Source organism: Microbacterium sp. Ag1, from assembly GCF_001005635.1.
In the GTDB taxonomy this organism is placed as follows: Bacteria; Actinomycetota; Actinomycetes; order Actinomycetales; family Microbacteriaceae; genus Microbacterium; species Microbacterium oxydans.
In genome coordinates this window covers 1-13,761 of the sequence record NZ_LBCR01000011.1, presented here as the reverse complement: position 1 = coordinate 13,761, position 13,761 = coordinate 1, and the positions used below count along the sequence as shown (strand labels likewise).

The window sequence follows — 13,761 nt, the reverse complement described above, 5'->3', positions numbered from 1 at the left end:
ATCGTCCTCAGCGCGATCGGCGTCGTGCTCACCCTCGGTACGAGCCTGTTCGCCGCGGGCGCCTGGATGGTCCGCCGCATCGCCGCCCGTATCGACGCCGTCGACGAGACGCCCAGCACCCGCATCGACTCCGTTGCCGCCGACGTCCCCCCTCTCAAGATCTCCGTCGCCCGCCTCGCCGGGCCACCCCGGCACCTGCTCAGCGCCCACCGCTGAGCTGAGCAGCGCAGTCGGAGGGAGCTACCGCAGCACGAGGGCGGCGGCTACCGCAGCACGAGCGCGGCGGCGCCGATGAGCGGCCCCTCGTCGCCCAGCCCAGAGCGCACGACTCGGGCGCGCCGCGAGTATTCGTGCGCCGCGCTGGCAGTGAGCGCTGTCTGCACGAGGTCGATGTAGTCCTCGGACACCCGCGAGAATCCGCCGCCGATCGCGACGACGTCGAGGTCGACGAGGGTCGCGGCATCCGCCAACGCACCGCCTACTTCGCGGGCGGAGCGCTCGATCGCCGCACGAGCGACAGTGTCTCCGGCGGCTGCGTCACGGGCCAGATCCTCCCCGGTGGCACCGCTCCAGCCCTGCGTCTGCGCCCAGGCGGCGCTCGCCGGCCCGGAGGCGATCTCCTCCAGGGTCAGACCACCCTCGCGACGCACCTGACCCAGGTGGCCGGCGTTGCCGGTGGCCCCGGGGATATAGGCGCCGTTAGCGACGAACCCGCCGCCGACACCGGTCGAGACGACGATCGACAGCGAGGCGCCGGCGCCCTGCGTGGCCCCGAGCCAGGATTCGGCGAGGGCGAGCGCACCGCCGTCGTGACCGAGCAGAGTGCGCACGTCGCGCCCCAGCACCGTGGACGCCGCCGCGCGCACCGAGTCCTCGAGACGGAACCCGCGTGCCAGGGGCATGTTCACGGGCATGATCGCCCCGACCGTGCGGTCGATCGGTCCGGCGCTGCCGACGCCGGCCCCGACGAGTTCGGCGTCCGCGGGTAGAGCCGCCAGCGCGTGCTCGACGATCGCGACCACCGACGCATCGAGTGAATCGAGAGTGGCTTCGCGACCCGTCGCCTGTCGACTCCGGCTTCCCTCGACGAGCCGGCCGTCTTCGCCGACGAGCGCGGCTTCCATCTTCGTTCCGCCGACGTCGACGGCCAGGGCGTAGCGCGTCACTGCGGGTCGAGTCCGAGGTCGTCGAGGTCGAAGGCGGCGCGCCACTCGAGACCCTCGGCTTCGATCGCGGCCTGCGCCCCGGTCTTGCGGTCGACGATCACGGCAACGGCAACGATCTCTGCGCCTTCCTTGCGCAGGGCCTCGACGGCCTTGAGCGCCGACTGCCCCGTGGTCGAGGTGTCTTCGAGCACGACGACACGCTTGCCCTTGACGTCGGCGCCTTCGATCTGGCGGCCGCGCCCATGGTCCTTGGGCTCCTTGCGCACGACGAACGCGTCGAGCGGGGTGTCGGTTGCGACCGAAGCGTGCAGCACCGAGTTCGCGATCGGATCGGCACCGAGCGTGAGGCCACCGACGGCCACGACGTCGAGGTCGCCGATCAGGTCGAGCATGATGCGACCGATCGCGGGAGCGGCGCGGTGGTCCAGCGTGAGCTTTCGCATGTCGACGTAGTACGTCGCCTTCTTGCCGCTGGAAAGGGTGAAGTCGCCGTGGAACACCGCCTCGTCCTTGATGAGGTCGAGGAGCGTCTGGCGGTCTGCGTCGAGTGCGGTCACGGCATCCAGTGTAGGAGCCTGGGGCGCACTGCGCGGATGCATGAGGTTTGACCGCATGCATGAACGTCCGGCCATGCGGCTCATGCATCCGTTCGGTGGCCATGCAGGTGGTGGCCATGCAGGTGGTGGTCATGCAAGGTGGTGGTCATGCAAGGTGGCCGTCATGCAGGTGGCCGCCACACAGGTCGCGGGCGACGGACCCAGTGCAGGCTCGGGTGTCGGATCCCGCAACTAGGCTTGACGCATGCGCTTGGCCACCTGGAACGTCAACTCCATCCGCACCCGCGTCACCCGCACCGTCGAGTTCGCCGTCCGCGAGGACATCGACGTGCTGGCGATGCAGGAGATCAAATGCAAGCCGGAGCAGTTCCCCTACGGACCGTTCGAGGAGGCCGGGTACCACGTCGAGGTGCACGGGCTGAACCAGTGGAACGGCGTGGCGATCGCGAGCCGCCTCCCGGTCACCGACGTGCGCACCTCGTTCGACGGCATGCCGGGCTTCGCGAAGGGGCATGAGGGGCCGGATGCGCCGCTCGAAGCACGTGCGCTCGGCGTGATGGTCGACGGCGTGCGGGTGTGGAGCCTGTACGTGCCGAACGGCCGCTCGCTGGAAGACCCGCACTACCTCTACAAGCTGCACTGGCTCGAGCAGCTGAAGAGATCGACGGCAGCCGAGCTGTCGGCGAACCCCGATCTGCCCCTCGCCCTGGTGGGCGACTTCAACATCATCCCGTTCGACGTCGACAACGGCGACCCCGACATCGTGGTCGGCCGTTCGACCCACGTGTCCCCGCAGGAGCGCGACGCGTTCTTCGCGTTCCAGGATGCCGGGGTCACCGACGTGGTACGCCCCCTGATCCCGGAGGGCTTCACCTACTGGGACTACCAGCGCCTGAAGTTCCCGCGCAACGAGGGTGTGCGCATCGACTTCGTGCTCGGTTCGCGCACGCTGGCCGAGGCCGTGCAGGGCGCGTCCATCCACCGCGACGAGCGCAAGGGCGAGCAGCCCAGCGACCATGTCCCGGTGGTCGTCGACCTCGACAGCCGTCGTCTCGGGACGGGCGGCGCCGATGACGACGACGACATGCCGATGATCTTCTCCTGATGGCCGATCACGTGCGCGTGCGGCTGATCGCCACCGATCTCGACGGCACCCTGCTCGATTCGTCGTCGGCCGTCACTCCGCGCACCCGCGCCGCGCTCGACGCCGCCCGAGCCCGCGGGATCCACGTGGTCCCGGTCACTGCGCGCCAGCCGATCGGCCTGCGTGCCATCGCTGCGGATGCGGGGTTCGACAAGTGGGCGCTGTGCAGCAACGGCGCCTATGCCGTGCGCCTCGACGACGGGCGGATGCTGTTCGCCGAGGAGCTGCCACCCCAGACGATCCGCGCGCTCGCCGAAGCTCTGCGCGCGAGCATCCCCGGCCTGCTGTTCGCGAGTGTGCGCGATGCCGGAGAGACGTTCGTGGCCCAGGACGGCTACGCCGCGATCGCCGCCCTCTCCGACCACAAGCGCGACCCCGCCACGATGGGCGGTGTCCCACTGGAGCAGGTGCTGTCCGCGCCGAGCCTGAAGTTCGTGATCCGCCACCCCGAGCTCGCCCCCGCCGCCCTGTTCGACACCCTGCGCTCGCTCGGACTCACCGGCTTCGAGGCGACACTGTCGGGCGCCCCGTTCGTCGAGGTCATGGCGGAGGGCGTCTCCAAGGCCACCGGCCTCGCACGACTCTGCGAGCATCTCGACATCGACCGCGCCGCCGTGGCGGCCTTCGGCGATGCGCTCAACGATGTCGAGATGCTCCGCTGGGCAGGGCACGGCGTCGCGATGGCAGGCGCCGAACCCCTGGTGCAGGATGCGGCCGACGAGACGACAGCCTCGAACGACGAGGACGGTGTGGCGCAGGTGATCGAGCGGCTACTCGGCTGACGAGCATTGCCCCGCAGGTCGTCAGTGCGGGTGCCTTCGACTCATATGCCAACGGAGCCGGCGAAACGCGAGTCAGGTCGTGTCGCGCCGGGAACAGGGCTCGGAAGATACATCGCCTTCCGGTGTCAGCCACTCACCGGGAGCGAGGCCGCCTTCCGGGATCCTGAAGAGCGCAGACGTAACCTGTCCCAGCGCTTCGTTCATGTCCAGGAAATAGCGCACGCCGGGTTCAAGGGTCGGCTTCAGGCTGACACTGTCGACAAGACCCGGATTGTCGCCGCCGACCAGGAGGATCTCGCGGGATGCGACCGAGAGGTCTCCGGACGCATCCCAGATGTGCTGGCGTCCTTGAACACCGGGAAGGTCAGGTCGTTCCTCCACATAGACCTCGGTGATCGTTCGAGCCTCGCATACCGCGACCAAGAGGTTCTCACCGTCAGTGCCCAACTCGTACGGCCCGTGCTGATATGCGGTCTCACATCCCGCGAGAACGAGCACTGCTCCTGCCACGGAGGCTAGCGCAATCACACGATGTGAGCGCGTTCGCATCAGCCGCATCGCTCGTACCCTCCTCCTGGAAGCGCCGATCTCTCGATCGGGTTGAGGCATCCAGCCCTCCCCCATGATCGCAGGCTGAACATGAGCGGCAGGTCCCGGAAGCAACGCGCTGCAGCAAGGGTGCTCTTGAATGCCCCTTCGAAGTCTTCTCAGCTCAGGAACGCATCCGCGCCAGTGAAGATTCCGAAGCCGATGAAGAGGATTCCCACCACGAGCATCCTCATCGGGCTCGTCTCGGGTGGCGTCAGATCGTCGGCCAGTGGCGCTCCCTACATCCGCTCGATACCACGGTGGAAGACCCGTTTCATCACTCTCTCGTCGATGATTGAGATGGCACGGACGACGCGTTCCTGAGCCGTCGACCTCGTCTCAGCATGAGCAGCAGCCCGACCGCCGCGAGGCCGAGTGCCATCGTCACGGTCGAGACCGGAGCTTCTCCGCCCGTGTCGGCCAGCCCTGCACCTGGCGTTACCGCACCGCCTGCAGGATCGGCCGCCGCCATGATGATCAGGGGTCCGCTGGCGAACTTCGACGTTCCGAGCCGGGCGAGGATGTAGTGCTCGCCGACGACGGCGTCGAGGGGGATCCGGAAGGCTCCCGTGAAGCTGCCGTCGGCGTCCGCGGTCAGAGTACCCAACCTCAGTTGCTCGGGCTCCACGAAGAACTCCAGCAGCGTCCCCGGGACGAAGTTAATGCCCGAGATCTGGAGCAGCTCACCGGCGCGCACGCTGGTGGGCGAGAGCGTGATCGTCGGGACGCGCCCCGTCCCGCACTCCACGGTCAACGTCACATCGAGGTCGGTGAGATTCCCGCCAGCTCCGAGTTCGAAGGGCGTCGCGTTCTCCAGCGTGTGCGCGCCCCCCACGAACTGAGTGCAGAATCCCTCCGCTTCGACTCCGATGCGGTAGGTGCCGGCGGGAAGCGGTCCCCCGCTCTGAGGCACAGAAGGATCGACACCGCCGAAGATGTAAGCGCCTGCCGCTGTCGTCGTCGCGATCGGGTACCAGCCGGACCCGCCCAAGAGGTAGGCCGTGACCTGCGCCCCGCCCGCGGGGAGCGCGCCGCCGTCGCTCTCCACGGTCCCCTGGATGTTGCCTCCGCGCGCGAGGTCGAAGTTCACACCGATGCGGTCGGCGTCCGCAGTGAGCTCTACCGGAGCGGCGACTCCCGGCGTCGTCGCCGTCGGGTAGTACTGGGGGGCGAAGACGAGACCGGCAGCCGCTCCCGAAGCGCGCACGGTGTACACCCCCGAGGGAAGGTCGAGCCGGTAAGCGCCGTCCGCAGCAGTCGTGGCCGTGCCCGCCACCTGGCCGTCGGCAAATGCCTCGACGACCAGCCCCGCAGCGGGGGCGCCGTCCGCGCGCACTGTGCCGGTGATCGCCGTCACCGCGGCGGGTGCCGCCGCGATGGCGACCACCTGACCCGCGGTCGCCGTGACGTCGACGGGATCGACCGACCCGACGTCGCCTTCACCGTCGACGGTCACCGTACCCGCGGCGGACTCGTCGACGCGGAGCGAGGCATCGATGTCGTCGATCATCTCCCCGCCGACGGCGACGATGCGCTGTGCGCCGCTCCAGTCGGCGGCATCCTTCCAGAACTCCGAGACGAGGTCGGGGGCAGCGGAAGCAGGTGCGAAGCGAACGACGTACTCGCCCGCGGGAAGGTCGCCGACGGTATAGTCTCCGTTCGCGTCCGTGATCGCGTCGTACGTAGACCCACCCTCGCTGTCGGAGATGTCGACGCTGACGCCTTCGACGGGAAGCCCGCTGTCTTCGCGGGTGACGCTCCCGGTGATCGTCGTCGTGGCGATGACGTCGGCCGGGGCTGAAGCGGCTGCGCCCCCGACGACCAGCACCGCCGCGAGAGCGCCCGCGCTCAGTCCTCGCAGCCGCGCCCGGCGGACGGCATGACGTGACTTCATCGGTGATTCCCCTCACGATGGGATTCGAATCGCGCGAGCGGCTCTGCCCTCGCGACCCCGTGCGGGGAGTGGGCCCCGCACCGTGCGCCCGACGATATCCCACGAGCCGCCGGGAGGGAACACTCTGGGAACACTCGAGTGTCGGCGTTACCTGTCCGTGATCACCCGAAAGTGCCGACCTCCGGCACCCGATCGGTCCGTGCGTAGCGCAGCAGTGTCACTCCGGCGTCGTCGGTGATCGGCGGCTCGAGTAGACGCAGCACGCTCGGCGACGCACCATCGTCGAACACCTTCTTGCCCGCGCCGAGCAGCAGCGGATACACCCAGAGGTTCAGCTCGTCGAAGAGACCCTCAGTGAGCAGCGTGTGCACGAAATCGATGCTGCCGATCACATGCACTTCGCGATGGGCCGCCCGTATCGCCGCGATCTCCGCGGCGAGGTCGACACCGACGCGCGTGCTGCCCTCCCAGTCGAGCGCGAGATCCGCATCCCGGGTCGCGACGTACTTCGGCACGCGGTTGAAGAGCGTGCCGATGTCGCCGGACTCGCCCTCGGTGTGATGCGGCCAGTACGAGGCGAAGATGTCGTACGTGCGCCGACCGAGCAACAGCGCATCGAGACCGCGCATGCCCTTCTCGATCTCGGGTCCGACGCCGGAGGAGGGGTATCCGGCCTGCCACCCGCTGAACCGGAATCCGCCCGACGTGTCCTCATCGGTGCCGCCGGGACCCTGGGCGACTCCGTCGAGAGAGGTGAAGAGATCGATCAGGATGCGACCGGGTGTCTGTTGTTCATCAGCATATTGGTCGTTCATGTCGTGCTCCCTACTGTCAATCGTTGGATGTGGAAGGTGTCTGCGAAAGACTCCAGCAGCGCTTCATCGCCGCGGATCACAGCGACGAGGTCCTGTGCCAGCGCTTCCGCCGGGGTGACCTCGCCGCCGATCAACCGACGGATGCCGGGGCCGGCAACGATCACCGCATCCGGTTCTCCTTCGGGGATGCGCCCGCCGACGGGAGGTGCCGGAGGGGCGAGCTGCGCGACGCGGAGCTCGCCGTCGCGCACCGATGCACGGAGGGCGACATCGCCGACGTGCAGTTCGTACTCCGCGTCCAGCGCGCTCTCGGCGACGAACGCCGTGCGCAGCGCCATCGTGAGGGAATCGGCCGTGACGACGTCGCCCTCGTCCGGGTCTCCCATCGCCTGGAAGCCCCAGCGTCCGAGGGCGAGCATGATCGGTTCGAAGGAGCGCCCGTACGGGGTGAGCTCGTACACGAGTCCGCAGTTCAACAGCGGCACACGTCGCACGACCCCACCCTCCTGCAGCTCTTTCAGTCGCGTGGACAGGATGTTGGTGGGGATGCGCGGCAGACCCTGCTTGAGGTCGGTGTACCGACGCGGTCCGACGAGCAGATCACGGACGATGAGCAGCGCCCACCGCTCCCCGATCAGCTCGACGGCCGTCGTCACACCGCAGTACTGGCCGTAGCTGCGCGCCGCCATGTCAGGCCGACGTGGCGGTGTCGGCCACGTGATCCGGGCCGTTCTCGATGGCTTCGGGCGTCATGTAGAGGAAGCCGAGCGAGTTGCCGTCGGGGTCGTCGAGGTCACGCGAGTACATGAAGCCGTAGTCCTGTACGGGCTTCGGCTCGGCGCCACCGGCCGCCAGACCCTTCGCGAGGATCGCATCGACCTCCTCGCGGGAGTCCTGGCTGAACGCCACCGAGACCTGGACGACCTCGTTCGGGTCGGCGATGGGCTTGTCGGTGAAGGTCGAGAAGAACTCGCGCTTGAGGATCATGAAGTAGATGTCCTCGCTCCACACGACGCACGCCGCATTCTCGTCGGTGAACTGGGGGCTGATCTCGCAGCCGAGCGCGGTGTAGAAGGCCTTCGCGCGCTCGAGGTCGGTGGTGGGCAGGTTGACGAACACCTTGGTCATGATGGCTCCTCCGGAGGTGTGAGCTCATCGGTCGGTGAGCCCGTTGAGGTAGAGCTTGTTAAAAACAATCACGCTTGTCAATAGCAAGTTCGAGTCGATCCCCCACACGGGGGATGCGGCGCCGCCACGGCCCGCCCTACGGTGGAGGGATGTCCGCCGCCCCGTTCATCCGCACGCCGACCGAGCGCGAACGGCGCAGCGATCTCGTGCTCGCGACCGTGCTGTTCGTCGGTGCCGTGCTGAGCGCAGCGCTCTCCTCGATCGCGGAGATGTACGGCGACGAACAGGCGCCGCTGTGGACCGCCCTCGTGTACGCGGCGGTCGTCACCGCTCCCCTGGCCGTGCGCCGGCGCTGGCCAGGCACCGTCGCCGTCATCGTGGTGGCCACCTACTTCACCGCGGTGACGATCCGCATCCCCGAGATCTACGTCGGCAACATCGCCATGTTCATCGCGATCTACACGGTCGGCGCCTGGATGAACAACCGCCGGCGTGCGCTCATCGTGCGCGTCGGGATCATCGTCAGCATGTTCGTGTGGCTGCTGATCACCATGTACCGCGACGCGATCCGCGAGGCGGACAAGGCGGATGTGATCGCCGGAGCCATGTCGCCCTACGTGGCCTTCATGCTCATCCAACTGCTGCTGAACGGGCTCTACTTCGGCGGCGCCTACTACTTCGGCGAGCGCTCGTGGGCAGCGGCGGCACAGCTGGCCGTGCTCGAGCAGCGGACGGCCGAGCTCGAGCGCGAACGCGAGGTCACCGCGGCCCAGGCCGTCGCGCTCGACCGGGTGCGCATCGCCAGAGAGCTGCACGATGTCGTCGCCCATCACGTGTCCGTCATGGGCGTGCAGGCCGGGGCCGCGCGCCTGGTGCTGGAGCGGGATCCAGCGGAGGCCTCTCGCATCCTCACGGGCATCGAGGGGTCGGCGCGCGACGCCATCCACGAGCTGCGCCAACTGCTGGAGACTCTGCGCGCACCGGGCGGAGAGACCTCGGACGCCGCCTCGACCCTGAACCTCGACGACGTCGCCGAACTGGTCGAGGCCTCGACCGAAGCGGGGCTTCCGACCGCGTACACGGTCATCGGAGACCCGACACCCGTCCCGTCTCTCGTCGCCGTGAACCTATACCGCATCACCCAGGAGTCGCTCACGAATGCTCGCCGTCATGCGGGACCCGATGCGACCGCCGACGTCCGAGTGCGCTACGACGGCGACGGCGTCGAGGTCGAGATCGTGAACACGGGGCGCCCCGTCTCGCAGCTGCGTCCTGGACTCGGACAGCTGGGGATGCGGGAGCGTGCCGCGGCCTCCGGCGGCACGCTCGAGGTGACGCCGCGTCCCTTCGGAGGACTGCGCGTGCGCGCCCGTGTGCCCCTTCCCGTCGCCTCGGTCACACGCGAATCCGTCGCACACGAAGCGAGCGTGCGCCGATGACCGGATCGATCCGCGTGCTGCTCGTCGACGACCATGCGCTGCTGCGCGCGGGCTTCCGCACGATCCTCGACACGCAGCCCGACATCGAGGTGGTCGGCGAGGCATCCACCGGGGCAGAGGCCGTTGAGCAGGCATCCGCCCTCCGCCCGGACGTCATCATGATGGACGTGCAGATGCCCGATATGGACGGCATCGAGGCGACGAGACGCATCGTGGCCGACCCCGCGATCGAAGCGGCGATCGCGATCGTCACCACCTTCGATCGCGATGACTACCTGTACCAGGCGCTCGATGCCGGAGCTGGCGGCTTCCTGCTCAAGAACGCCGGTGCGGAAGACCTCATCGCCGCCGTCAGGGCGCTCGCCGCCGGGGACGGCATGCTCGCGCCCGAGGTGACCCGCCGCGTGCTCGCCCGCTTCACCGCGACACCTGCTCCGACGGTCTCGCCCACGGCGCCGACCGGGGGCGGCGGTGTGTCGAACGTCGTCATCGCCGAGCCCCTCACCGAGCGCGAGGCCGAGGTGCTGACCCTGCTCGCGGATGCCAGGAGCAACGCCGAGATCGGGCAGGCGCTGTTCATCGGGGAAGCCACCGTGAAGACGCACGTCTCGCGCATCCTGCAGAAGCTGGGGGCACGCGACCGTGTGCAGGCGGTGGTGCTCGCGCATCGCATGGGCCTCGCCTAGGACGGCGTCGGCCCCGACTCCGCGGTAGCCTCGGAGCCATGCCCGACGCCGCACCCCTGTCCCGCCCGATCCTGGCGGGAGTGGTGACGGCACTCGTCGGGTTCACGAGTTCGTTCGCGGTCGTGCTGACCGGACTCGACGCCGTCGGGGCGGACGCGGCGCAGGCGGCCAGCGGACTGCTCGCGGTCAGCCTCATGATGGGTCTCGCGTGCGTCGTGCTCGCCTGGCGGTATCGGATGCCGATCACCGTCGCCTGGTCCACGCCGGGGGCCGCCCTCCTCGTGTCCACGGGCACGGTCGAAGGCGGTTGGTCTGCCGCGGTCGGTGCGTTCCTGGTCACCGCCGCGCTCATCCTGCTCACCGCGCTCTGGCCCGCACTCGGCGCCCTGATCGCTCGCATCCCTCCGTCCATCGCGCAGGCGATGCTGGCCGGAGTGCTGCTGCCCCTGTGCCTCGCCCCGATCACCGGCCTGGTGGCGAACCCCTGGGGCGTGGTGCCCGTCGTGCTCACCTGGCTGGTGTTCGCGCGGCTCGCCCCGCGCTGGGCCGTGCCGCTCGCGTTCGCCGCTACGGCCGTGGTGGTCGCGGTGTCCCTGATCGGCGATGGTGCTTCGTTCGATCCGCGTCTGCTGCTGCCGCGCCTCGAGTTCACCGCTCCCACGTTCACGGTGGGCGCCCTCGTGGGTCTCGCGCTGCCGTTGTTCATCGTGACGATGGCGTCTCAGAACGTCCCTGGCGTCGCGATCATGCGCAGCTTCGGATACGAGGTGCCGTGGCGCCCGGCCATGCTCGTCACCGGGGTCGGCACGGCGCTCGGTGCGACGGCGGGCGGGCACGCCATCAACCTCGCCGCGATCAGCGCCGCGCTCGCCGCCTCGCCGGACGCCGACCCCGACCCGAAACGGCGGTGGGTCGCCGGGGTCTCGACCGGAGTGTCCTACCTCGTGCTCGCCGTGTTCTCGGCGGCCTTCGCCGCGCTCGTGGTGCTGGCACCTGCCGCCGTCATCCCGGCGGTCGCGGGCCTCGCGCTGTTCGCCGCGTTCGGATCGTCCGTGCAGCAGGCCATCGACGACCCGGGTGAGCGCATCCCCGCCGTGGTGACGTTCCTCGTGGCCGCGTCAGGAATCGCCGTGCTCGGAGTCAGCGCCGCATTCTGGGCCCTCGTCGCCGGTCTCCTCGTGCGCACGGTGCTGCACACCGCGCGCAGCTGACCTCCTCCTCCTCCCCCGCTCGGGTGATCCTGCGGAGTCCGCCATGCGGGGGATGTCCGAGACACGTGTGCTCCGTAGCGTGAGGGTATGACCACAGGAATGCTCGAACTCTCCGGCATCACCAAGAGCTACGGCTCTCGGCGCGTGCTCGATGACGTGTCCTTCACGGTCGCCCCCGGGCGGCTCACGGGCTTCGTCGGCGGCAACGGCGCCGGCAAGACCACCACCATGCGGATCGTGCTGGGACTGCTGTCGTCGGACGGCGGTCGCGTCGATCTGGATGGCGCCCCGTTGACGACTGCCGACCGGCGCCGCTTCGGCTACATGCCGGAGGAGCGCGGCCTCTACCCGAAGATGAAGGTGCTCGAGCAGATCGTCTACCTCGCACGCCTGCACGGCTTCGGCAAGCAGGAGGCCACGGAGCGGGCGACCTCGCTGCTCACGGAACTCGGGCTCGGCGAGCGGCTGAACGACACCATCGAATCGCTCTCGCTCGGCAACCAGCAGCGCGCGCAGGTCGCCGCCTCGCTCGTGCACGACCCCGAGGTGCTCATCCTCGACGAGCCGTTCTCCGGCCTGGATCCCCTCGCCGTCGACGTGGTCGCGGGTGTCCTGCAGTCCAGCGCGGCCAAGGGGGCGTCGATCCTGTTCTCCTCCCACCAGCTCGACGTGGTGGAGCGGCTGTGCGACGACCTGGTCATCCTCGCCGGTGGCACGATCCGCGCGGCGGGCTCGCGCGACGCACTCCGCGCCGAGCACGCGCGCGACCGGTACGAGCTGGTCTCGGCCGGAGACGCCGGGTGGCTGCGCACCGAGCCCGGTGTCACGGTGGTCGACTTCGAGGGCGGCTACGCCCTGTTCGACGCGGACGGCCCGGAGACGGCCCAGCGCGTGCTGCAGTCCGCCGTACAGCGTGGCGATGTCGCCAGCTTCGCCCCCAAGCATCCGTCCCTCGCCCAGATCTTCAAGGAGGTCATCCAGTGAGCACCCCCTCCCCCGTTCGCAGCTCGAACGGCATCTGGCTCGTCGCCGAGCGCGAGATCGGATCGAAGCTGCGCAGCAAGGCCTTCCTGATCTCCACCGGCATTCTGCTGGTCCTCGCCCTCGCCGGCATCCTGTTCGGCGGGTTCGCGAGCAAGAACTCCGAGACCACGCCGATCGCCGTGACCGCGGAGACCGCCTCCGCCGTCTCCGCCATCCCGAACGTCGAGGTCACCACGGTCGCCGACCGGGCCGCAGCCGAACAGCTCGTGCGCGATGACAAGGTCGATGCCGCGGTAATCGAAGGCGACGGACCGTCGGGATACACGATCATCGCGATGCAGGATCCCCCGGGCGAGATCGTCTCAGCCCTGTCGATCGCTCCCGAGATCGTCAGCCTCGAGCCCGCGACCACGAACCCGCTGCTGCGGTACTTCATCGCGATCGCGTTCGGCCTCGTCTTCATGATGGCTGCGGCGACGTTCGGCGGCACGATCGCACAGAGCGTCGTGGAGGAGAAGCAGACCCGCGTGGTCGAGGTGCTGCTCTCGGCGATCCCGGCCCGCACACTTCTCGCGGGCAAGGTGATCGGCAACACCGTGCTCGCGATGGGGCAGATCCTCGCCCTGGCGGCGGTCGCCACCATCGGTCTGATCGTCACCGGTCAACGGGAGGTGCTCACGACGCTGGGGGCGCCCATCATCTGGTTCGCGATCTTCTTCCTGTTCGGCTTCATCCTGCTGGCGGCGATGTTCGCGGCCGCGGCGTCGATGGTCTCTCGCCAGGAGGACATCGGGTCCACCACGACACCGATCACGATGCTCATCATGGCGCCGTACATCCTGGTCATCGTCTTCAACGACAACCCGCTGGTGCTCACGATCATGTCGTACGTGCCGTTCTCCGCCCCGGTCGGCATGCCGATGCGCCTGTTCGTGGGAGAGGCGCAGTGGTGGGAGCCGCTGCTGAGCCTCGTGATCCTGCTCGCCAGCTGCGTGGCCGCGATCGTCATCGGCGCGAAGATCTACGAGAACTCGCTCCTGCGCATGGGCTCCCGCGTCAAGCTCCGCGAGGCGCTGCGGGGTTAGCCCCCCTCCCTTGCCGCCGAGACCCATCCCGCACGCGGAAACCCGCCGTCGCAGACGTCAGCGACGTTGGGTTTCGGCGTGCGGGATGGGTCTCGGCGAAGGGTCAGGTCAGATCACGCCGTCGGCCAGGGTGGTGGGATTGCCGAAGCGGTGGTTCGTGATCGATACGGCCTGCTCGTGCAGGAACGGTAGCATCTCGACCCGTCCCGCCCCGGTCACGGCGTGCGACCAGACCGCCACATCCGGGCTTCCGTCGAGCGCCTCGTGCAGCGCCGCGGCGTC

The 13,761-nt window shown here is 68.9% G+C and carries 15 protein-coding genes; 8 read left to right on the top strand and 7 right to left on the bottom strand.

Annotated elements, in window-relative coordinates; all coding sequences use genetic code 11:
• On the top strand, positions 1-216 hold a 216-nt coding region (locus AAY78_RS19830; RefSeq protein ID WP_082108510.1), incomplete at its 5' end, for a hypothetical protein.
• A gap of 47 nt (positions 217-263) precedes the next feature.
• On the opposite strand, the gene AAY78_RS00250 is transcribed toward AAY78_RS19830, so the two are convergent.
• Both AAY78_RS00250 and pyrE read right to left on the bottom strand, forming a co-directional pair.
• Complete coding sequence (locus AAY78_RS00250) at positions 264-1,166, bottom strand: ROK family protein (protein WP_046746377.1); 903 nt, start codon at positions 1,164-1,166, stop codon at positions 264-266.
• Positions 1,163-1,723, bottom strand: coding sequence for an orotate phosphoribosyltransferase (gene pyrE / locus AAY78_RS00245; protein WP_082108509.1), 561 nt, complete (start codon positions 1,721-1,723; stop codon positions 1,163-1,165). Before pyrE ends, AAY78_RS00250 begins: the two co-directional genes overlap by 4 nt.
• 244 nt (positions 1,724-1,967) lie before the next feature.
• On the opposite strand from pyrE, the gene AAY78_RS00240 reads away from it, so the two are divergent.
• On the top strand, positions 1,968-2,828 hold the full coding sequence (locus AAY78_RS00240; RefSeq protein WP_046746375.1) for an exodeoxyribonuclease III: 861 nt from the start codon (positions 1,968-1,970) through the stop codon (positions 2,826-2,828).
• Entirely contained in the window at positions 2,828-3,649 is an 822-nt protein-coding gene (locus tag AAY78_RS00235) for a Cof-type HAD-IIB family hydrolase (protein WP_046746374.1), read from the top strand. Before AAY78_RS00240 ends, AAY78_RS00235 begins: the two co-directional genes overlap by 1 nt.
• Positions 3,650-3,721: 72 nt before the next feature.
• Here AAY78_RS00235 and AAY78_RS00230 read toward each other — a convergent pair whose 3' ends face one another.
• The 5 genes from AAY78_RS00230 to AAY78_RS00210 all read right to left on the bottom strand — a co-directional run bounded on the left by AAY78_RS00230 (position 3,722) and on the right by AAY78_RS00210 (position 8,074).
• On the bottom strand, positions 3,722-4,147 hold the full coding sequence (locus AAY78_RS00230) for a hypothetical protein (protein WP_046746373.1): 426 nt from the start codon (positions 4,145-4,147) through the stop codon (positions 3,722-3,724).
• A gap of 367 nt (positions 4,148-4,514) precedes the next feature.
• The gene (locus AAY78_RS00225) at positions 4,515-6,131 is read right to left on the bottom strand and encodes a carboxypeptidase-like regulatory domain-containing protein (RefSeq protein ID WP_046746372.1); all 1,617 of its coding nucleotides are present in this window, start codon (positions 6,129-6,131) and stop codon (positions 4,515-4,517) included.
• 161 nt (positions 6,132-6,292) lie between these two features.
• Entirely contained in the window at positions 6,293-6,946 is a 654-nt protein-coding gene (locus AAY78_RS00220) for a dihydrofolate reductase family protein (RefSeq protein WP_046746371.1), read from the bottom strand.
• Positions 6,943-7,635, bottom strand: coding sequence for a winged helix-turn-helix transcriptional regulator (locus AAY78_RS00215; RefSeq protein WP_046746370.1), 693 nt, complete (start codon positions 7,633-7,635; stop codon positions 6,943-6,945). The genes AAY78_RS00220 and AAY78_RS00215 overlap by 4 nt, the downstream gene beginning before the upstream one ends.
• Position 7,636: 1 nt before the next feature.
• Positions 7,637-8,074: a VOC family protein gene (locus AAY78_RS00210; RefSeq protein WP_171011015.1), complete on the bottom strand. Its 438-nt coding sequence runs from the start codon at positions 8,072-8,074 to the stop codon at positions 7,637-7,639.
• Between the two features lie 149 nt (positions 8,075-8,223).
• Between AAY78_RS00210 and AAY78_RS00205 the strand changes: the two genes are divergently transcribed.
• The 5 genes from AAY78_RS00205 (at position 8,224) to AAY78_RS00185 (ending at position 13,479) form a co-directional block, all read left to right on the top strand.
• Positions 8,224-9,513: a sensor histidine kinase gene (locus AAY78_RS00205; protein ID WP_046746368.1), complete on the top strand. Its 1,290-nt coding sequence runs from the start codon at positions 8,224-8,226 to the stop codon at positions 9,511-9,513.
• Positions 9,510-10,199, top strand: a complete 690-nt coding sequence (locus AAY78_RS00200; protein ID WP_046746367.1) for a response regulator — start codon at positions 9,510-9,512, stop codon at positions 10,197-10,199. Before AAY78_RS00205 ends, AAY78_RS00200 begins: the two co-directional genes overlap by 4 nt.
• A gap of 38 nt (positions 10,200-10,237) precedes the next feature.
• Positions 10,238-11,410, top strand: a complete 1,173-nt coding sequence (locus tag AAY78_RS00195; protein ID WP_046746366.1) for a benzoate/H(+) symporter BenE family transporter — start codon at positions 10,238-10,240, stop codon at positions 11,408-11,410.
• Between the two features lie 99 nt (positions 11,411-11,509).
• Positions 11,510-12,394 (top strand): ABC transporter ATP-binding protein, encoded by an 885-nt coding sequence (locus AAY78_RS00190; protein WP_046746365.1) that lies wholly within the window; start codon positions 11,510-11,512, stop codon positions 12,392-12,394.
• Positions 12,391-13,479, top strand: coding sequence for an ABC transporter permease (locus AAY78_RS00185; RefSeq protein WP_046746364.1), 1,089 nt, complete (start codon positions 12,391-12,393; stop codon positions 13,477-13,479). Before AAY78_RS00190 ends, AAY78_RS00185 begins: the two co-directional genes overlap by 4 nt.
• The last annotated feature ends 282 nt before the right edge of the window (positions 13,480-13,761 follow it).